Annotated in this window: 17 protein-coding genes; 7 read left to right on the top strand and 10 right to left on the bottom strand. The window is 64.5% G+C overall.

Annotation, left to right across the window (positions count from 1 at the left end; genetic code table 11):
* From nirD to cobA, 3 genes are read left to right on the top strand one after another with little or no spacing between them, the layout of a single operon-like run.
* On the top strand, positions 1–330 hold the full coding sequence (gene nirD / locus HNP46_RS16635) for a nitrite reductase small subunit NirD (protein WP_184590862.1): 330 nt from the start codon (positions 1–3) through the stop codon (positions 328–330).
* A gap of 23 nt (positions 331–353) precedes the next feature.
* Positions 354–3,068, top strand: a complete 2,715-nt coding sequence (locus HNP46_RS16630; RefSeq protein ID WP_184590859.1) for a nitrate reductase — start codon at positions 354–356, stop codon at positions 3,066–3,068.
* A 36-nt stretch (positions 3,069–3,104) separates the two neighbouring features.
* A complete protein-coding gene (gene cobA, locus HNP46_RS16625; protein WP_184590857.1) occupies positions 3,105–3,842 on the top strand; it encodes a uroporphyrinogen-III C-methyltransferase in 738 nt (245 codons plus the stop codon).
* A 67-nt stretch (positions 3,843–3,909) separates the two neighbouring features.
* Here cobA and HNP46_RS16620 read toward each other — a convergent pair whose 3' ends face one another.
* The 8 genes from HNP46_RS16620 to ppsA all read right to left on the bottom strand — a co-directional run bounded on the left by HNP46_RS16620 (position 3,910) and on the right by ppsA (position 11,973).
* Positions 3,910–4,971, bottom strand: a complete 1,062-nt coding sequence (locus tag HNP46_RS16620) for an OmpA family protein (protein WP_184590855.1) — start codon at positions 4,969–4,971, stop codon at positions 3,910–3,912.
* A 108-nt stretch (positions 4,972–5,079) separates the two neighbouring features.
* A complete protein-coding gene (gene sigX, locus HNP46_RS16615; protein WP_045208526.1) occupies positions 5,080–5,670 on the bottom strand; it encodes an RNA polymerase sigma factor SigX in 591 nt (196 codons plus the stop codon).
* Between the two features lie 73 nt (positions 5,671–5,743).
* Positions 5,744–6,568 (bottom strand): mechanosensitive ion channel family protein, encoded by an 825-nt coding sequence (locus tag HNP46_RS16610; RefSeq protein WP_045208529.1) that lies wholly within the window; start codon positions 6,566–6,568, stop codon positions 5,744–5,746.
* A 2-nt stretch (positions 6,569–6,570) separates the two neighbouring features.
* A complete protein-coding gene (locus tag HNP46_RS16605) occupies positions 6,571–6,819 on the bottom strand; it encodes a CrfX protein (protein WP_184590853.1) in 249 nt (82 codons plus the stop codon).
* A 53-nt stretch (positions 6,820–6,872) separates the two neighbouring features.
* A complete protein-coding gene (locus HNP46_RS16600) occupies positions 6,873–7,877 on the bottom strand; it encodes a zinc transporter ZntB (protein ID WP_184590850.1) in 1,005 nt (334 codons plus the stop codon).
* Between the two features lie 101 nt (positions 7,878–7,978).
* Entirely contained in the window at positions 7,979–8,467 is a 489-nt protein-coding gene (gene rraA, locus HNP46_RS16595; RefSeq protein WP_024765711.1) for a ribonuclease E activity regulator RraA, read from the bottom strand.
* 97 nt (positions 8,468–8,564) lie between these two features.
* A complete protein-coding gene (locus HNP46_RS16590) occupies positions 8,565–9,539 on the bottom strand; it encodes an alpha/beta fold hydrolase (protein ID WP_184590848.1) in 975 nt (324 codons plus the stop codon).
* 64 nt (positions 9,540–9,603) lie between these two features.
* Entirely contained in the window at positions 9,604–11,973 is a 2,370-nt protein-coding gene (gene ppsA / locus HNP46_RS16585) for a phosphoenolpyruvate synthase (RefSeq protein ID WP_184590846.1), read from the bottom strand.
* Positions 11,974–12,138: 165 nt separating this feature from the next.
* Here ppsA and ppsR point away from each other — a divergent pair, with 165 nt between their 5' ends.
* From ppsR to HNP46_RS16565, 4 genes are all read left to right on the top strand, one after another.
* Positions 12,139–12,957 (top strand): posphoenolpyruvate synthetase regulatory kinase/phosphorylase PpsR, encoded by an 819-nt coding sequence (gene ppsR / locus HNP46_RS16580; RefSeq protein WP_184590845.1) that lies wholly within the window; start codon positions 12,139–12,141, stop codon positions 12,955–12,957.
* Positions 12,958–13,208: 251 nt separating this feature from the next.
* Positions 13,209–13,751 (top strand): ATP-dependent zinc protease family protein, encoded by a 543-nt coding sequence (locus HNP46_RS16575; RefSeq protein WP_184590843.1) that lies wholly within the window; start codon positions 13,209–13,211, stop codon positions 13,749–13,751.
* Between the two features lie 4 nt (positions 13,752–13,755).
* A complete protein-coding gene (locus tag HNP46_RS16570; protein ID WP_184590841.1) occupies positions 13,756–15,291 on the top strand; it encodes an inactive transglutaminase family protein in 1,536 nt (511 codons plus the stop codon).
* 3 nt (positions 15,292–15,294) lie between these two features.
* Positions 15,295–16,281, top strand: a complete 987-nt coding sequence (locus HNP46_RS16565) for an alpha-L-glutamate ligase-like protein (protein WP_184590839.1) — start codon at positions 15,295–15,297, stop codon at positions 16,279–16,281.
* A 268-nt stretch (positions 16,282–16,549) separates the two neighbouring features.
* On the opposite strand, the gene HNP46_RS16560 is transcribed toward HNP46_RS16565, so the two are convergent.
* The gene (locus HNP46_RS16560) at positions 16,550–17,734 is read right to left on the bottom strand and encodes a MalM family protein (RefSeq protein WP_184590837.1); all 1,185 of its coding nucleotides are present in this window, start codon (positions 17,732–17,734) and stop codon (positions 16,550–16,552) included.
* 11 nt (positions 17,735–17,745) lie between these two features.
* On the bottom strand, positions 17,746–19,344 hold the full coding sequence (locus tag HNP46_RS16555; protein WP_184590835.1) for an outer membrane protein transport protein: 1,599 nt from the start codon (positions 19,342–19,344) through the stop codon (positions 17,746–17,748).
* Positions 19,345–19,348 lie beyond the last annotated feature (4 nt).

Raw genomic sequence — 19,348 nt, 5'->3', positions numbered from 1 at the left:
ATGAACTGGTTCGACATCTGCGCCCTGGACGACATCAACCCGCTGGGTTCGCGCGTCATCGCCGGCCCCAAGGGCGACATCGCGATCTTCCGCACCTCGGACGACGAGGTCTTCGCCCTCGACGACCGCTGCCCGCACAAGGGCGGCCCGCTGTCCCAGGGCCTGATCTACGGCAAGCGCGTCGCCTGCCCGCTGCACAACTGGCAGATCGAGCTGGAAAGCGGCGAGGCCGTCGCCCCCGACCAGGGCTGCGCGCATCGCCACGAAGTGAAGATCGAGGATGGCCGCGTGCTGTTGGCCCTGCGCGCCGCTGTAGCCAACTGCGCCTGAGGTTGCCAAGAGAGGTGGATGCCATGACCCCGAACCGTCGCACCACCGCATCCACCTGCTGCTACTGCGGCGTGGGCTGCGGCGTACTGATCGAGCACGACGACGAGCGCATCCTCGGCGTGCAGGGCGACCCGCAGCATCCGGCCAACTTCGGCCGCCTGTGCAGCAAGGGCTCGACCCTGCACCTCACCGGCGATGCCGCCGCTCGCGCGCAATTTCCCGAGCTGCGCCTGGGCAAGGGCCTGTCGCGCAGCCGCACCGACTGGGACACCGCGCTGGAGCACGCCGCCGGCGTCTTCGCCGAAACGATCCGCGAACACGGTCCGGACAGCGTGGCCTTCTACGTCTCCGGGCAGTTGCTGACCGAGGACTACTACGCCTTCAACAAGCTCGCCCGCGCCTTGGTCGGCACCCACAACATCGACAGCAACTCGCGCCTGTGCATGTCCTCGGCGGTGGTCGGCTACAAGCGCAGCCTGGGCGCCGACGCCCCGCCTTGCAGCTACGAGGACATCGAGCTGAGCGACTGCGTGATGATCGCCGGCAGCAACATGGCCTACGCCCACCCGGTGCTGTTCCGCCGCCTGGAAGAAGCCCGCGCGCGGCGCCCGGAGATGAAGCTGATCGTCATCGACCCGCGCGTCACCGACACCGCCGAACAGGCCGACCTGCACCTGGCGATCCTGCCAGGCACCGACGTTGCGCTGTTCCACGGCATCCTGCACATCCTTCTCTGGGAAGGTTGGATCGACCGCTCCTTCATCGACACCCACACCGAAGGCCTGGATGAACTCAAAGCGCTGGTGCGTGACTACGGTCCGCTGGCCGTGGCAGACATCTGCGGCATCGCCGTGGACGACCTGCAGCGCGCCGCCCAGTGGATCGGCCAGGCGCCGGCCTTCCTTTCGCTCTGGTGCATGGGCCTGAACCAGTCCACCGCCGGCAGCGCCAAGAACAGCGCGCTGATCAACCTGCACCTGGCCACCGGGCAGATTGGCCGCCCCGGCGCAGGCCCCTTCTCCCTCACCGGCCAGCCCAACGCCATGGGCGGCCGCGAGACCGGCAGCCTGTGCAACCTGCTGCCCGGCCACCGCGAGGCCGGCAACGCCGAGCACCGTGCGGAAGTGGCCGCCTACTGGGGCGTCGAACAGCTGCCGGAAAAACCCGGCCTCAGCGCCATCGAGCTCTTCGATGCGGTCCACGACGGGCGCATCAAGGCGCTGTGGATCGCCTGCACCAACCCCGCGCAATCACTGCCGGACCAGACCCGTGTGCGCGAAGCCCTGGCCGCCTGCCCCTTCGTCATAGTCCAGGAAGCCTTCCGCACCAGCGAGACCTGCCAGTACGCCGACCTGCTGCTGCCGGCCGCCAGCTGGGGCGAGAAGGAAGGCACGGTGACCAACTCCGAGCGCCGCATCAGTCACGTGCGCCCGGCCGTTCCTGCTCTCGGCGAAGCACGGGCGGATTGGCACATCGTCTGCGACTTCGCCCGTCGCCTGGAACAAAGGTTGCGCCCCGGCCAGGGCAGCCTGTTCGACTTCGACTCGGCGTCCGCGCTGTTCGACGAATACAGGCAGCTGACCCGTGGGCGTGATCTTGACCTATCCGGCATCGACTACGCGCTGCTGGATGCTCGCGGCCCGCAGCAATGGCCATTCCCATCCGGCGCAACGCAGGGTCTCCCACGCCTGTACGAAGATGGCCAGTTCCCGACCCCGAGCGGCCGCGCCCGGCTGATCGCCGAGCCCTTCCGCGCGCCGAAGGAAAAGCGCGACGCGCGCTACCCGCTGGTCCTCAATACCGGCCGCCTGCGTGATCACTGGCATGGCATGACCCGCACCGGCACGGCGCCGCAACTGTTCGGCCACGTGGAAGAAGCGGTGCTCGGCCTGCACCCGGAGGAACTGCGCCGCCGACGCCTGGGTGACGGCCAACTGGTACGCCTGCACAGCCGCCGCGGCGAACTGGTACTGCCGGTGCAAGCCGACGAGCGCCTGCGCCCAGGCCAGGCTTTCCTGCCGATGCACTGGGGCGACCGCTATCTCAAGGGGCTGGGCATCAACGTGCTCACTCTGCCGGCGGTGGACCCGCTGTCGCGCCAGCCGGAGCTGAAACACGCCACCGTGGAAGTCAGCCGCATCGAACTGCCCTGGCAATTCTTCGCCCTGGTGGAAGGCGAGGTGCAGCAGCGCTTCGACGCACTGCGCCCGCTGTTCGAAGAACTGCGCTATGCCAGCTTCAGCCCCACCGGCCGGGAACGCCCGGCGCTGGTGATCCGCGCCGCGCACATTGAGGCGCCCAGCGCAGAGTGGCTGGCCCGCATCGACGCCTTGCTCGACCTGGGCGACGGCCCGGTCATGGCCTATGACGACCCGCGCCGCACCGTTGGCAAGCGCGTACGCATCGAACAAGCGCGAATCGTCGCGCTGCGCCTGGCCGGTGAAACCGCCGCCCGGGAATGGCTACGTGAACTGTGGAAGGCCGGCCGCGCCGACCAGGAGCTGCGCCGCTGGCTGCTCGCTCCACTCAGCGCCTCCCCGGGCAAGGCCGGCGTACCGGCCGACAAGACCCTGTGCAACTGCCTTAACGTCAGCCAGAGCCGCATCCAGGCGGGCATCGACCAGGGCCTGGACCTGCAAGGCCTCCAATGCGCACTCAAATGCGGGACCGCCTGCGGCTCCTGCGTCCCGGAAATCAAGCGCCTGCTGGCGCGAAAACCGCTGGCGGCGACCGCCTGAATCAAGCCGCGAAGACGGCAGCCCGAGGAGAATGACATGAGTGGAAAAGTCTGGCTGATCGGCGCCGGCCCGGGCGACCCGGAACTGCTGACCCTGAAGGCCGTCCGAGCCATGGCGCAGGCCGATGTGGTCCTGATCGACGACCTGGTGAATCCGGCAATACTGGAGCACTGCCCGGCCGCGCGGGTGATATCCGTCGGCAAGCGTGGCGGCTGCCGCTCAACGCCACAGGATTTCATCCACCGCCTGATGCTGCGCTACGCCCGTCAAGGCCGCCGCGTGGCACGCCTGAAAGGTGGCGATCCGTGCATCTTCGGCCGTGGCGGCGAAGAGGCGGACTGGCTGACTGCGCGGGGCATCGACTGCGAACTGGTCAACGGCATCACTGCCGGATTGGCCGCTGCCACCCAGTGCGGCATCTCCGTGACCCTGCGCGGCGTCAGCCGAGGGGTGACCCTGGTGACCGCCCACACCCAGGACGACAGCCCACTGAACTGGCGAGGCCTGACCGAAGGCGGAACCACCCTGGTGGTCTACATGGGCGTGGCGAAACTGACGGAAATCCGCGACGGCCTGCTCGATGGGGGAATGGCCGCCCATACACCGGTGGCGATGATCGAGAACGCCTCCCTGCCCTCCCAGCGCGAATACCGGAGCTGCCTGTGCGACATGCTGGAGGACGCCCGACGCTTCGCCCTGAAGAGCCCGGCGATCCTGGTGATCGGCGAAGTGGCCGCCGCTGCGCAACAGGCAATCCTGGCCCGCAGCGCCTGAACCTCAGGTTCCTGCAGGCAAAGAAAAACCCGGCCGAGGCCGGGGTTTTCTCAGGAGCTCAGACCGATTACTGCTTGGACTGGGCTTCTACTTCAGCTTCAACGCGACGGTTGATGGCGCGGCCTTCGGCAGTTGCGTTGTCAGCAACCGGACGGGACTCACCATAACCAACGGCGTTTACGCGGCCGCCTTCAACACCGTACTCGTTGACCAGTACGTCACGAACGGCGTTGGCACGACGCTCGGACAGTTTCTGGTTGTAGGCGTCGGTGCCGACGGAGTCGGTGTGGCCTTCAACGGTGGTGGAGGTGGACGGGTACTGCTTCATGAAGTCAGCCAGGTTCTTGATGTCAGCGTAGCTGTTCTCTTTGACCTTGGACTTGTCGAAGTCGAATTTCACGTCCAGCTGAACGCGAACGACTTCAGCAACAGCCGGGCAGCCGTTGGCGTCAACGGTGACGTTGGCCGGGGTGTTCGGGCACTTGTCGACGTTGTCGCAGACGCCATCGTTGTCGGAGTCGGAGCAGACTTCATCAACCGGCTCGGGAGCCGGGGCCGGCTTGGCGCCGCCACCGAAGTTCATGCCCACGCCCAGACCGGCCATCCACTCGCCCTGGTGACCGTTGACGCGGTTCTCCAGGCCGTACTGGCCGTCGAGGCTGGCTTTGGCGTAGAAGTTTTCGGTGAAGTAGTACTTCAGACCGGTGCCGATCATGGCCATGGTCAGGTTCTGACGGCCACCGTTGTCGGAGTTGATGTTGGTCAGGCTCTGGTGACCGATACCAGCCGAGACGTAGGGACGCAGGTTGCCAGCGCCCGGGGTGCCGAAGTGGTAGATGGCGTCCAGGGTGCTCAGGTTGCCGTGGACCTTCTTGTTGCCAGTCTCGTAGGTACCACGTACGTCGTGGTACTCACCGTAGGACAGAGCCAGCTCGACGTCGTCGGTCAGGAAGTAGCCAACGGAACCGCCGTACAGGTCCGCGTTCTTCATGTTGCGAACGCTGTCGGTGAAGTAGCGCTTGCCGAAGGCTTCGACTTCGACGGCGCCCTGGCCTTGAGCGAACGCGTTGACAGCGGCGGTGGCGATCAGCGAGCCAACTACGACGCCTAAGGTGTTCTTCAGTTTCATCCGTTAAATCCCCATCTTGGTGGTCAATAAGTTGTCAAACCATAGGCCGTACAACTTGGGTGGCAAGTTTATCAGAACTTCCCAAACAGAGAGACAATATTTCCCAGACTAAGATTCCGTCACATTGGAAAACTTTTCTCTCATTCGATCGAGTGCACGTTTGTAGCGCATCTTGGTGGCACTGAGCCCCATGTGCATGATGTCAGCGATCTCCTGGAACTCCAGTTCGGCGACAAATCGAAGCACGAGGATTTCCCGATCAATGGGATTGACATGAACTAGCCAGCGGTCTAGCCCACCCCGTTCTTCGACTTTCGGAGCCTTCTCTTCAGAGGCTTCCTCTACTGGATCCAGACTCAGCGCATCGAGCAATCTGCGTTTACGTCTTTCCTTCCGATATTGGGTAATGCACTCGTTGTAAGTGATGCTGTACAGCCAGGTCTTGAACTTCGACTTTCCCTCGAAGTTCTTCAGACCATACAACACCTTGAGCATGACCTCTTGACACACATCATCGGCGTCCCGGTCGTTGCCCAGATAGCGCGCACAGACGTTGAACAGCGTGCGCTGGTAGCGGCGCATCAGCTCTTCATAGGCCCGTGTCACGTGGTAAAGCTCCTCGTGAGAACGCTCCACCAGCTCCTCGTCGGTGAGCTGGCGCGGGTCATAGCGCAAGGACAGTGATTGCGGCTTGTTCAAGTCGGGTCGGGCCAGGTCAAGTCAGCGTCCAGCGCACCTGCGAGCGAGGCGCACCGGCAATCGGTCATCATCTTCAGCGACTGGTTACACGCTGATCGAGGAGGATACGGTTGGCGATGGACACCAGCTCACCCTCATCAGTCAGCAGAATAGTCTTGATGGTTCCAATTTCCTCGATGATGCCTTCGACATCCGCGACTTTCACCTGTTGTCCGACCTGATACAGCTCCCGCACGTAGATACCCGCAATGATCTGTCCCGCCACCTCGCGGCTGCCCAGGCCCAGCGCGAGCGCCGCGGCCAGGCCGATGGTGATCAGCACGATGGCGATGATGTAGTTGAGCAGGTCGGTCTTGACCTCGAGCTGACCGATGGCCACCGAGATACTGATGATGATGACCAGCCACTGGGCGACACGGCCCAGGCCATTGGCGTACTCCAGGCCGACGCCGTCGGCGGCGCCGCGCACCAGGCTGTTGGCCAGCTGGGCGAGGAGGATGCCGACGATCAGCACCAGCGCCGCGCCGAACACCTTGGGCAGGTACAGCGCGAGCATGTCCAGGGTGGCCGAGACGCGCTGCAGGCCGAGGGACTCGGCGGCGGAGACGAGGAACACCAGCAGCACGAACCAGTAGATGATCTTGCCGATCAGCGTCGACACCGGCACCTGGATGCCGGCGCGCGCCAGCAGCTTGGTCAGGCCGGTTCCGGCCATCAGGCGATCCAGGCCGAGCTTGGCAAGCAGCTTGGAGAGCAGTGCGTCGAGCAATTTGGCGACGACGAAGCCCAGCAGCACGATCACCAGCGCGGCGAGCAGGTTCGGAATGAACCCGGCCAGCTTGCCCCACAGGGTGTTCATGGCGGTGAGCAGGCTTTGCGTCCAGATGTCGAATTGCATGTTCAGTCGGCCTTGTCAGCGGAAGGGGCGGAATTCTGCGCGCGGCGCGTAACCGGCGCAAGGTGCGCGGCGCCGCGGCTCACGCCAATCGACAGGGCCTGGAACCAGTGCCCCATCAGGCTGAACAGATCGCCGGCGCCGACCTGGCGGTTGGCGGTCTTCAGGACGCGATCCAGGCGCGAATCGTCGCCCGGCTGTTCCGGGGGCATTCGCAGCAGATCGCGCAGGGATTCTTCAAATGGGTCGTGCATGCGCACCTCGCCTGTGTGAGGTTTCTGACGCCCCACCACCTCAAAAGTCACACTCAGAGCCAACGCATACGGCGGAAGATCCACCACTGGAAAGCCACGATACCTAGGATCACCACGCAGGCTGCGGCGAAACCGTAGGGCGCGTCCGAGCCAGGAATGCCGCCGACGTTGATGCCCAGGAGCCCGGTCACGAAGCTCATGGGCAGGAAAAAGCCGGTAATGATACCAAGCAGGTACATGGTGCGGTTCATCCGCTCGGTGATTCGACGATGTTCGGCCTCCTGGATCAGGCTGATGCGCTCGCGCACCAGCTCCAGCTCCAGCTCCTCCAGGTTGCGGGTCAGGCGGTTGTACAGCTCGTTCCAGTAGTCGGCGTCGTCGGCCACCGTCCAGGCGGCCTTGTAGCGGATCATCTGCGAGTAGATTTCCCGTTGCGGCGCCAGGTAGCGCCGCAGTCCCGCCGCGCGGCGGCGCAAGGTACGCAGCTGGTGCTGGTCGGGAATGCTGCGCTCATCCTCCTCGATCGCCTCTTCCATGGCATCGAGCTGGTCGGCCAGCCCGCCGATCAGGGTGTCGACGCGATCGGTGAGGTAGTGGGCGAGGTACAGCACCACTTCCGAGGCGGTCTTCGGGCCCGTGCCGGCGTCCAGGTCGGCGCGCAGGTCGGCGACCGCCTTGAGCGGTCGCAGGCGCAGCGAGATGACCCGCTGCGATTCGGCGTAGACGCGCAGCGACACCATGTCCTCCGGCACCGCGCCGGGATTCAGGTTGACCCCGCGCAGGAACAGCAGCAGGCGCTCGCCGCCCAGGTCCACCAGGCGCGGCCGGGTCGCCTCCTCGAGCAGCAGGTCGCAGGCGAACTCGTTCAGCCCGCTGGACTCGCGCAGCCAGCTCTGCGCTTCCGGCACGCCGCGATCCCAGTGGACCCAGAGGCTTTCCTCGGGCTTGAGATCGAGCAAGGGCAATTCGCTGCGGGTGATCCGCCGGCCACCGCCATGACCGTCCAGCACGAAGCCGTCGATCAGTCCGCGTTCCGTGCCGCTTTCGTACTGCTGCATGCCCTGTTCCTTCATTCAGAATCGCCGTCGCGAAGCCCCATGAAAAATGCCGGAAGCTTGCGCTTCCGGCATTGACCCGAACTCTTCCTGGAAGGTTCGAATTATTCCGGCATTTTCAACGCTTTAGGCGAAACGATGATGCCGTTGTTGTCGGCATAGACGAACTCGCCCGGACGGAAGGTGATACCGCCGAAGGTCACCGCCACATTGAGGTCACCGATGCCGCGCTTGTCGGTCTTCATCGGATGGCTGGCCAGCGCCTGCACGCCCAGGTCGGTCTGTGCGATCACGTCGACGTCACGGATGCAGCCGTACACCACGATGCCTTCCCAGCCGCTCTTCGCGGCCTTCTCGGCCAGCATGTCGCCCAGCAGCGCGCGACGCAGCGAACCGCCGCCATCCACCACCAGCACCTTGCCCTTGCCGTCCTTCTCGACCTGCTCCTTGACCAGCGAGTTGTCCTCGAAGCACTTGATGGTGACGATCTCGCCACCGAAGGAGTCCCGTCCGCCGAAGTTGCTGAACATCGGCTCGACGACCTGGACCAGCTCCGGGTAGGCATCGCACAGATCGGGGGTGACGTAATGCATGGAAAACGCTCCTCTTGATGAAGTCGGGCAGGGATCCAGGTTTGGAAGTGACCGGAAGCCGCAATGGCGTCACAGTCTACTCCCTGCCGCGCCAAGCTCAAGCCTGCGCCAGAGCGCCCTGCTCCTGCGGCAACGCCCTGTGCTCCAGCCAATGCTGCAGCAATGGCCAGACTTCGCGCTGGGCGCCCTTGCTGATGAGCATCTCGACATGGCCGAAATCCTCGGAAAAACCGTGGCGCCGACCCAGGTGCAGGAATTCCCGGGTGTCGGAGTCGAACTGCTCGAGCAGCTTGCGACAGGCCCAGGCCGGATCCTGGATGTCGCCGTCCGAACCGATCGCCAGCACGGGCACGCTGACCTTCTGCAGCCCGCCCCACCAGTCATTGTCCTTCTCGCCGAAACGGCCGAACAGGCTGTACCAGTGCAGGGCCTCCAGGGCCAGGCCCAGCGGCTCGTCCTCCGGCCCGCGCTTGAGACGGGAACCGGACAGGCCACCCATGCGCCTGAGCAGGAAACGCCCACCCCAGGTCACCGGCGGCAGCTTCAGTGGCCAGTAGGTGCGACTGATCTGGCTGCCACAGAGTGCGACGCTGGCGGCCTGCCCTGCCTCCAGATAGCCGCCGCCCAGGGCGGCTGCCAGGGTCACGCCGCCCAGCGAATGGCCGACCCAGTGCGGCGCCTGGCCGCTCTGCTCGACGATGAAACTGGCTATGGCCGGCAGATCGAAACGGGCATAGTCGGCCACCCGGTTGCGGTCGTAATCCTCGTTGCGTGGCGACAGGCCATGGCCGCGCATCTCGGCGATCCAGACATCGAAGCCGGCCCGCGCCAGATACGCCCCCAGGCCGATGCCCTTGGGCGAGAACCAGAAGCGCCGGTTGGAAAAGCTGCCGTGCAGCAGGATCACCGGCACGCCGCGGCGGCCTTGCGCACGGCCAAGACGGGTCACCGCCAGCTCGACGCTGGAGTCCGGACTGTTATTGGGCTTGAGGCGGTAGACGTCTTCGGTGAGGTCGCCGCGCAGTTCCGCGCTCATCAGGGCGACGGGAAAGAGTTGACTGCTGCTTTGCATGGAATCGCTTGCATAAAAAAGGCGGGTGAAATCACCCGCCCCTTTCAGGATGGAAAAGGAACCGTCAGGACTGGCCTTCGGCGAGGAAGAACCAGGTATCGAGGACCGAGTCGGGGTTCAGCGACACGCTCTCGATGCCCTGCTCCATCAGCCATTTGGCGAGGTCCGGGTGGTCCGACGGGCCCTGGCCGCAGATGCCGATGTACTTGCCGGCGCGGTTGCATGCCTGGATGGCATTGGACAGCAGCTTCTTCACCGCCGGGTTACGCTCGTCGAACAGGTGCGCGACGATGCCCGAATCGCGGTCCAGGCCCAGGGTCAGCTGGGTCAGGTCGTTGGAGCCGATGGAGAAGCCGTCGAAGAACTCGAGGAACTCGTCGGCCAGCAGGGCGTTGGACGGCAGCTCGCACATCATGATGACCTTCAGGCCATTCTCGCCGCGCTTCAGGCCATTGGTGGCCAGCAGCTCGACGACCTGGGAAGCTTCGCCCAGGGTACGCACGAACGGCACCATCAGCTCGACGTTGGTCAGGCCCATCTCGTTGCGGACCTTCTTCATCGCGCGGCATTCGAGCTCGAAGCAGTCGCGGAAGGATTCGCTGATGTAGCGCGAGGCGCCGCGGAAGCCGAGCATCGGGTTCTCTTCTTCCGGCTCGTAGAGCTTGCCGCCGATCAGGTTGGCGTATTCGTTGGACTTGAAGTCCGACAGACGCACGATGACCTTCTTCGGCCAGAAGGCAGCAGCCAGGGTGCTGACACCCTCGACCAGCTTCTCGACGTAGAAGCCGACCGGATCGTCGTAACCGGCAATGCGCTTCTCGACGCTTTCCTTGATGTCAGCCGGCAGGCTGGCGAAGTTCAGCAGCGCCTTGGGGTGCACGCCGATCATGCGGTTGATGATGAATTCCAGGCGGGCCAGGCCCACCCCTTCGTTCGGCAGCTGGGCGAAGTCGAAGGCGCGGTCCGGGTTGCCGACGTTCATCATGATCTTGAACGGCAGCTCGGGCATGGCGTCGACCGAGTTCTGGCGGACGTCGAAGCCCAGTTCGCCTTCGTAGATCAGGCCGGTGTCGCCTTCGGCGCAGGACACGGTCACGCGCTGGCCGTCCTTCAGCGCCTGGGTCGCGTTGCCGCAACCGACGACAGCCGGGATGCCCAGCTCACGGGCGATGATCGCCGCGTGGCAGGTACGCCCGCCGCGGTTGGTGACGATGGCGCTGGCGCGCTTCATCACCGGCTCCCAATCCGGGTCGGTCATGTCGGAGACCAGCACGTCGCCCGGCTGGACCTTGTCCATCTCGGAGACGTCGTGGATCACCTTCACCGGGCCGGCGCCGATGCGCTGGCCGATGGCGCGGCCTTCGACCAGTACCTTGCCTTTCTCTTTCAGCAGGTAGCGCTCCATGACGTTGGCGCTGGAACGGCTCTTCACGGTTTCCGGACGGGCCTGCACGATGTACAGCTTGCCGTCGTCACCGTCCTTGGCCCACTCGATGTCCATCGGACGCTCGTAGTGCTTCTCGATGATCAGGGCCTGCTTGGCCAGCTCGGTCACTTCGGCGTCGCTCAAGGCGAAGCGCGCGCGATCGGCCTTCTCCACATCGACCACCTTGACCGATTTGCCGGCCTTGGCTTCGTCGCCGTAGATCATCTTGATCGCCTTGCTGCCCAGGTTGCGACGCAGGATGGCCGGGCGACCGGCTTCCAGGGTCGGCTTGTGGACGTAGAACTCGTCGGGGTTCACCGCGCCCTGCACCACGGTCTCGCCGAGGCCGTAGGCGCCGGTGATGAACACCACGTCACGGAAGCCGGATTCGGTGTCCAGGGTGAACATCACGCCGGCGGTGCCGGTTTCCGAGCGGACCATGCGCTGCACGCCGGCGGACAGGGCGACCAGCTTGTGGTCGAAGCCCTGGTGCACGCGGTAGGCGATGGCACGGTCATTGAAGAGGGAAGCGAAGACTTCCTTGGCCGCGCGGATCACGTTGTCCACGCCGCGGATGTTCAGGAAGGTTTCCTGCTGACCAGCGAAGGAGGCGTCCGGCAGGTCTTCGGCGGTGGCGGAGGAACGCACGGCCACGGCCATGTTGTCGTTGCTGCCGGCCATCTCGGCGAAGGCCTTGCGGATTTCGGCGTCGAGGCGGGTGGGGAACTCGGCGTCCATCACCCACTGGCGGATCTGCGCGCCGGTCTTGGCCAGGGCGTTGACGTCGTCCACGTCGAGGGCGTCGAGGGCAGCGTGGATGCGCTCGTTCAGGCCGCTCTGCTCGAGGAAGTCACGGTAGGCCTGGGCGGTAGTGGCGAAGCCGCCCGGTACGGAAACGCCGGCACCGGCGAGGTTGCTGATCATTTCGCCCAGGGATGCGTTCTTGCCCCCCACATGTTCGACATCGTGGACGCCGAGCTTATCGAGGGAAACTACGTACTCTACCAAGGTGATCTCTCCACTAAGTGTTGGAAAAGGTCATACAGGTCGGAGCGGTCCCACCCGTCTGGCCGGAGCCGGAAAAATGGGTGAGAATGCCCCGGCAAAGGGCCTTGCAAACGTGGGGCCTATCATAACCAGGATTCGATCCTACCTATAAGGCCCGCAGCGCACATGAAACGAACTGCATTCTTCATTTCCGACGGCACCGGCATTACTGCCGAAACCCTCGGCCAGAGCCTTCTGGCGCAGTTCGAGAACATCAACTTCACCAAACTGACGCGACCTTACATCGATACCGAAGAAAAAGCGCGCGTCATGGTACAGCAAATCAATCGGGCCGCGGAGACGGACGGGGCGCGTCCGATCATCTTCGACACCATCGTCAATCGTGAGATCCGCTCGGTTCTGGCGCAATCCAACGGGTTCATGATTGACATCTTCTCGACCTTTTTGTCACCGCTCGAGCAAGAATTATCCTCAGACTCTTCGTATTCCGTCGGAAAATCCCACAGCATCGGCCATAACCCGCACTACATGGAGCGGATCGATGCGGTGAACTTCGCCCTCGACAACGACGACGGCGCCCGCACCCACTACTACGACAAGGCCGACCTGATCCTGGTTGGCGTGTCGCGCTGCGGCAAGACCCCGACCTGCCTTTATATGGCCCTGCAGTACGGCATCCGCGCGGCGAACTACCCGCTGACCGAAGAGGACATGGAGCGCCTGCAGTTGCCCAATGCGCTCAAGCCCTACAAGCACAAGCTGTTCGGCCTGACCATCGACCCGGACCGGCTCACCGCCATCCGCCACGAGCGCAAGCCCAACAGCCGCTATGCCAGCTTCGCCCAGTGCGAGTTCGAGGTCCGCGAGGTGGAAAACCTGTTCCGCCGCGAGAACATCGCCTACATCAACTCCACGCATTTCTCGGTGGAGGAGATCTCCGCCAAGATTCTCGTGGAGAAAGGTGTCGAACGCCGCCTCAAGTGATCGTCACGGGCTCTACAATAAAGCCGGCCTCGCGCCGGCTTTTTGCTGGAAGTCAGGCAAACGGCGAGCAGATGATGGTGACAGGTTGATGACGGAACGCCATGCGACTGTCGTCGGAAAAAAGTCACATGCTAGAATGCCGCCCGCATTTGCCTGGGAACGACAGGCCCCTGCAACCTTCCAATGCAGGCGGCGAATTCGCCGTATGACCTTTTTCACGCGGCCATGCGGCCGTCTCACAGCCGGGACCTATGAGACTCAAGCCCCCAGCCCTACTGCTGCTGATCAGCACCCTCCTCTTCTGCAGCCTCGGCCTGGCCGCCGGCAAGACCGTGTATGGCCTGAACGAGTACGCACGGATCGACGATCCGGATATCGAACTGGCCGCCAAGCTCGACACCGGCGCCAAGACCGCCTCCCTCAGTGCCCGCGACATCAAGCGCTTCAAGCGCGATGGCGAGACCTGGGTGCGCTTCTACCTGGCCACCGACACCGCCGACAGCCAGCCGATCGAGAAGCCGCTGGCGCGCATCAGCAAGATCAAGCGTCGCCACGGCGACTACGATCCCGACGAGGGCAAGGCCTACACCGCCCGCCCGGTGATCGAACTGCAGCTGTGCATGGGCAAGGCCCTGCGCACCATCGAAGTGAACCTTACCGACCGCAGCGCCTTCCAATACCCGCTGCTGATCGGCTCCGATGCCCTCAAGCGGTTCGGAGCGCTGGTCGACCCGAGCCTGAAATACGCCGCCGGCAAACCCGGTTGCCAACCCGTAGCGAAACCTGCCGAGTAATCCCATGCGCTCTCTTACCCTGCATCTGAAGGTCCTGATCGCCATCCTGCTGACGCTGGGCGTCGCGATCACCGCCTACCAGATCTTCGTCCTCGGCATTCCCATGACCGAAGCCGAGACCGACGACCTGTGGAACATCGACGCCAAGGTCGAGTTCGTCGCCACGCCGAAGACCCCGGTGAAGGTGCAGATGTTCGTGCCGCCGCTGACCCAGGACTACGTCAGCCTCAACGAGAGCTTCGTCTCCAACAATTATGGCGTGGGCATCAACCGCTCCGACGGCAACCGCAAGGTGACCTGGTCCTCGCGCCGCGCCACCGGCCAGCAGACCCTCTACTACCGCCTGGTGCTGACCAAGCGCTATGCCGGTGCCACCGCTGAGAAGGCCAAGGAGAAAGGCCCGATCTTCCGCGACAGCCTGCCCCTGGAAGGCCCGGACAAGATCGCCGCCGAAGCCCTGATCGCGCCGATCCGCCAGCATTCGGCGGACGTCGAGACCTTCGTCAGCGAAGCCATCAAGCGCGCCAACAACCTCAACGATGACAACGTCAAGCTGCTGCTGGCCGGCGACACCAGCCTGGACAAGCGCTCCCACGTGGTCGAGACCCTGCTGTCGGTGGCCCACGTGCCGCTGGAGCGCGTGCACACCATCCGCCTGGTGGCCAACCAGCCGCAGCAACCCGAGCTGTGGCTGCGCAGCTACAACGGCAAGGAATGGCTGTACTTCAACCCGGAGACCGGCGAACGCGGCCTGCCCGCCGACCGCCTGATCTGGTGGCTGGGTGACGAAAGCCTGCTGTCCATCGAGGGCGGCAAGAAGGCCCAGGTCAACTTCAGCCTGAACAGCAGCGAGATGAACGCCATCCGCCTGGCCAAGCTGTCCGACGAGAACACCGACGCGGCGTTCCTCGAGTACTCGCTGTACGGCCTGCCGCTGTCCACCCAGCAGACCTTCCAGATCATGATCATGATCCCCTTCGGCGTGCTGGTGATCCTGATCCTGCGCAACCTGATCGGCGTGCAGACCCTGGGAACCTTCACCCCGGTGCTGATCGCCCTGGCCTTCCGCGAAACCGGCCTGCAATGGGGCATCGGCCTGTTCACCGTGATCACCGCGCTGGGCCTGTCGCTACGCTCGTACCTGGAACACCTCAAATTGCAGATGCTGCCGCGCTTGTCCGTGGTACTGACCTTCGTGGTGGTGATGATCGCCGCCATCAGCCTGCTCAGCCACAAGCTCGGCTTCGAGAGCGGCCTGTCGGTGGCGCTGTTCCCCATGGTGATCCTGACCATGAGCATCGAGCGCCTGTCGATCACCTGGGAAGAACGCGGCGCCGCCCATGCCATGAAAGCCGCCATCGGCACGCTGTTCGCCGCGGCCCTGGCGCACATGCTGATGCGTGTACCGGAGCTGGTGTACTTCGTGTTCACCTTCCCGGCCGTGCTGCTGATCCTGGTGTCGTTCATGCTGGCGATGGGTCGCTACCGCGGTTACCGCCTGACCGAACTGTTCCGCTTCAAAGCCTTCCTCAAGGACTAAGCCATGTTCGGCCTGATCAAGCGATGGAAAGCCCTGGAAGCCAAAGGCATCATGGGCATCAACCGACGCAACGCGGACTACGTGCTCAAGTACAACCAGCGGCACCTGTTCCCGATCGTCGACGACAAGATCATCACCAAGCAGCGCGCCATCGAGGCGGGGATCAACGTTCCGGAAATGTACGGGACCATCTCCACCGAGAAGGAAATCGAGCGCCTGCCGGAAATCATCGGCGAGCGCAGCGACTTCGTCATCAAGCCGGCGCAGGGCGCCGGCGGCGACGGCATCCTGGTGATCGCCGACCGCTTCGAGGGCCGTTACAAGACGGTCTCCGGGCGGATCATCAGCCATGAGGAAATCGAGCATCAGCTCTCCAGCATCCTCACCGGCCTGTACTCCCTGGGCGGCCACCGCGACCGCGCGCTGATCGAGTACCGGGTGACCCCGGACCAGATCTTCAAGAGCATCAGCTACGAGGGCGTGCCGGACATCCGCATCATCGTGCTGATGGGCTACCCGGTGATGGCCATGCTGCGCCTGCCGACCCGCCAGTCCAACGGCAAGGCCAACCTGCACCAGGGCGCCATCGGCGTCGGTGTGGACCTGGCCACCGGCCTGACCCTGCGCGGCACCTGGCTGAACAACAAGATCAGCAAGCATCCCGACACCACCAACGCGGTGGACGGCGTGCAGCTGCCGTTCTGGGACGGCTTCATGAAGCTCGCCGCCGGCTGCTACGAACTCTGCGGCCTGGGCTACATCGGCGTGGACATGGTGCTGGACCAGGACAAGGGCCCGCTGATCCTCGAACTCAACGCCCGCCCCGGGCTGAACATCCAGATCGCCAACGACTGCGGCCTGACCCTGCGCACCCATGCCGTCGAGGCGCATATCGCCGAGCTGGCAGCCAAGGGCGTGAAGGAGACGGTGGAGGAGCGCGTGCGCTTCGCCCAGGAGCTGTTCGGCCACGTGCCGCCGAAGGAAATCTGAGGCGCCCTGCCCCACGAAAAAGCCCGGCGATTGCCGGGCTTTTTTATGCCTGAGAAATGCTGTCTGTCACGTAGGGCGCATAACGCCGCCGGCGTTATGCGCCGATGCGGCGGATAACCCGTGCCGGGTTATCCGCCCTACATAACCGCACCGAGCGCCGGTGTGCGTCTGTAGGAGCGAGCTTGCTCGCGAACGGGTTTCCTGTTGACGCCGGAGTTGGGCGGTTCGCGAGCAAGGGCTGGGCGCCCCTCGGTCCTACAACAGCAGATCAGCGCACCACCGCCAGCTCGAACCCACCCTGGTCGCCGTGCTCGCGCACCTTCATCCCCGCCTCGTTCACCGCCAGGTCTTCCAGCGGACGCTTGTAGGGTTTGTTGTCGAGGGTCTGCAGGCTGCGATCTTCGTCAGTGGTGAGCAGCAGCACGTAGCGCTCGCCCTGATTGGCCCGCACCGGCACGGTGCCCTCGATGAAGGCGTAGCGGTACCAGGTTTCCGGGTTGAGCTTGTACACCGCATCGCTGACCAGGCGCGTCGGGCGCTTGTGCTCGTCGAGGAACAGCAGCGACGGGTAGACCACCTGGTGATTGGCGAAGCTGCGCACGCGCAGGCCGTAGACGCGCTGGGAGCTGGGCAGCTTCATCGCCACGAAGTAGCTCTTGCCCATGGGGAAGTCGAAGCTGGGGGAGAACTTGTTGAGTTCCTCGTAGCGCGGCTCTTCCACCGACAGCTCTGTGAAGTCGCCATCGCCCATCTGATCGCAGCAGCGCCGCTGCAGGTCGACGTAAAGGTCATCCAGGGTCTTGCCGCTGCCCTTGAGCAGCGCCTTCATGGCGTCGGTCTGCTCACCGGCGCCGTCCAGCCCGGGCAGGTTGCTCGGGCGAGTCTTCAGGTCGATCTGCCGGCCTTCGGTGAAGGCGATGTGGCTGCCGCCCTCCTCGCCCTGGCGGAAGGCCTGCGCGCGCTGCTCGGCGGTGATCGGCGAGTTGCGCACCTGGCCCTTCTCGTCCACCCAGGTGAAGTACGGGCTGCCGTTCTCGCTGCGGACGAAGCCGCGGTCCTCGTAGGACTCGGCGTCGATGTATTCGGCCGAATGATCGCCGTTGGGCAGCACGTAGTCGGCCCTGCCCGGCGCTACCTGGCCGGCGGCGTAGAAGCTGTTCTGCAGGTTGCCCTGGGCATCCACCCAGGTGAAGTAGCGCCGTTTGCTCTCCCCGGCCGGCCGGCTGCCCGGCCACTGGGTGGCGCTCAGGTCGATCAGGCGGTTGCGGTCGCTCTGGTCGATGCGGCGGTCGGCCTGGCGCTGCTGCTGGGCGTAGTTGGCGTCGACGAAAGTGTTGTGCACCTGGCCGCTGTCGTCGATCCACGACAGGTAGCGCCCAGCCGCGGCCTGCACCGCCGGAACGAGCGCGCCGCCGGCAGCCAGGCAGGTGATCAGGAGGGTCAGCCTGCGCATGTCGATTGCCCTCAGAAGGTGGTGCGGTAGGTCATGGCGAACACATAAGCCTTCACCGTGGTGTTCACGTCAAGGCCGCTGTAGGGGTTGTAGACCAGGTTGTCGATGCCGGTGCAGTTGACGTTGCAACTGGTGCCGGCCTTGATGCTCTGCTTGGAGACGAAGTAGTTGAAGCCCAGGTCGATCACCGTGTCCTTGTCCCACTGGTAGCCCAGGCCCAGGCCGTAGAGGTTGGCGTCGCCGATGGGCACCAGGGCGTCGGCCTTGTCCTTGGGAATCGCCGAGGGGCGGTACTCGTAGCCGGCGCGCAATTGCAGGCGATCGTTGACGTCGTACTGCATGCCCATGGCGTAGCTCCAGGTGTCCTGGTAGCCGCGGTCGAGGATGATGCTGTGGTTGGTGGCGCCGTTGGGGGCGAAGTTCTTGGCGATGCGCAGCAGGTCCAGCTCGCGGTCGAACTCGATCTCGAACTTGTTCCAGTCGCTGTAATCGGTCCACTTCAGGTCGAAGTTGAACTGCCACTTGTCGAACGGGCGCAGCTTGATGCCGGTGGAGAAGCTGTCCGGGTTGACCAGCTTCATGGTCGCCACGCCGTGCTCCTCGTCGGCGTTGCCGTAGGGGAACAGCGGGCTGAGGAAGGCGCCGAACACCGAGCTCTGCAGGCCGGACCAGAAGCCCTGCCAGTCCTTGGAGTAGTCGACGCGGTACTTGCCCTTGAGCTTCATGCGCGACTCGCTCTGGTAGGTCGCGCCCCAGGCGAACCAGTCGTAGGGCTCCCAGAGCACGCCCAGGTTGAAGCTCGGCGAGAGGGTCTGCTGCATGTCCAGCTTGAGGTTGGCCAGCGATTCGTAGGGACCGATGCGGCCGCCGCAGACGTTGAACACCAGCTCGACGATTTCCTGTGCGCCGGGCACGCAGGTGGTGTCATGGAGGGTCTGCAGCAGGCCGGTGAGCAGGCCCGGGTTGCGGAAGTCGGTGTCCAGCGCCATGGCCTGGTGGGAGAAGCCGACGCTCAGGCCCACCGACAGGTCGTCGTTGACCTCGTAGCCCAACGAGGGCGAGAAGTAGGTGATCCGCTGCAGCGACACGCGACGTCCTTCGAAGCGCGCCGGATCGCTGTCGGAATCCCGCGAGTAGCCCAGCGCCTGGGGCGCGTAGACGTTGGTGGCGAAGGTGAACTTGGAGCCCGGCGGGTTGATCGACAGGCCGGCCAGCGGGGCGACCAGCAGCGGCATGTCGGTCATGCCGCCGAGGCCCGGCAGGTACATGGTCGGCGTCAGGGTGCGGCTGCTGTCCCCGGCCACCGGGTCGTCGTCCAGGCCGAAGGATGAGGAACCGTAATCCGGCGGGGCGTGGAAGCCGGCGCGGATGTCCATGACCCCGGTGATCAGCTTGACCGCCGTCTGCCGGCCCTTGAGCTTGGTCAGGGCGGCAGGGTTGTAGTGCACCGCGTCGATGCCGGTGGAATCGGCCGTGACCGCGTTGGCCATGGCCATGGCCTTGGGGTTGCCGATGGTGAGATCGTTCGCCAGTTGGGCAAAGGCCGGCGTCGCACAGCCAAGACTCACCCCTGCCATCGCCACCGCGAGGGGCGAAATGCGCATAGTCATGTGA

Source organism: Pseudomonas nitroreducens, assembly GCF_014204515.1.
In the GTDB taxonomy this organism is placed as follows: Bacteria; Pseudomonadota; Gammaproteobacteria; order Pseudomonadales; family Pseudomonadaceae; genus Pseudomonas; species Pseudomonas nitritireducens_A.
This window is presented reverse-complemented; position numbering and strand designations above follow the sequence as displayed.

Coding starts and splice junctions, on each gene's coding strand:
- nirD (WP_184590862.1), top strand. CDS start 1: ATGAACTGGTTCGACATCTGCGCCCTGGACGACATCAACCCGCTGGGT.
- HNP46_RS16630 (WP_184590859.1), top strand. CDS start 354: ATGACCCCGAACCGTCGCACCACCGCATCCACCTGCTGCTACTGCGGC.
- cobA (WP_184590857.1), top strand. CDS start 3,105: ATGAGTGGAAAAGTCTGGCTGATCGGCGCCGGCCCGGGCGACCCGGAA.
- HNP46_RS16620 (WP_184590855.1), bottom strand. CDS start 4,971: ATGAAACTGAAGAACACCTTAGGCGTCGTAGTTGGCTCGCTGATCGCC.
- HNP46_RS16610 (WP_045208529.1), bottom strand. CDS start 6,568: ATGCAATTCGACATCTGGACGCAAAGCCTGCTCACCGCCATGAACACC.
- HNP46_RS16605 (WP_184590853.1), bottom strand. CDS start 6,819: ATGCACGACCCATTTGAAGAATCCCTGCGCGATCTGCTGCGAATGCCC.
- HNP46_RS16600 (WP_184590850.1), bottom strand. CDS start 7,877: ATGCAGCAGTACGAAAGCGGCACGGAACGCGGACTGATCGACGGCTTC.
- rraA (WP_024765711.1), bottom strand. CDS start 8,467: ATGCATTACGTCACCCCCGATCTGTGCGATGCCTACCCGGAGCTGGTC.
- HNP46_RS16590 (WP_184590848.1), bottom strand. CDS start 9,539: ATGCAAAGCAGCAGTCAACTCTTTCCCGTCGCCCTGATGAGCGCGGAA.
- ppsR (WP_184590845.1), top strand. CDS start 12,139: ATGAAACGAACTGCATTCTTCATTTCCGACGGCACCGGCATTACTGCC.
- HNP46_RS16575 (WP_184590843.1), top strand. CDS start 13,209: ATGAGACTCAAGCCCCCAGCCCTACTGCTGCTGATCAGCACCCTCCTC.
- HNP46_RS16570 (WP_184590841.1), top strand. CDS start 13,756: ATGCGCTCTCTTACCCTGCATCTGAAGGTCCTGATCGCCATCCTGCTG.
- HNP46_RS16565 (WP_184590839.1), top strand. CDS start 15,295: ATGTTCGGCCTGATCAAGCGATGGAAAGCCCTGGAAGCCAAAGGCATC.
- HNP46_RS16560 (WP_184590837.1), bottom strand. CDS start 17,734: ATGCGCAGGCTGACCCTCCTGATCACCTGCCTGGCTGCCGGCGGCGCG.
- HNP46_RS16555 (WP_184590835.1), bottom strand. CDS start 19,344: ATGACTATGCGCATTTCGCCCCTCGCGGTGGCGATGGCAGGGGTGAGT.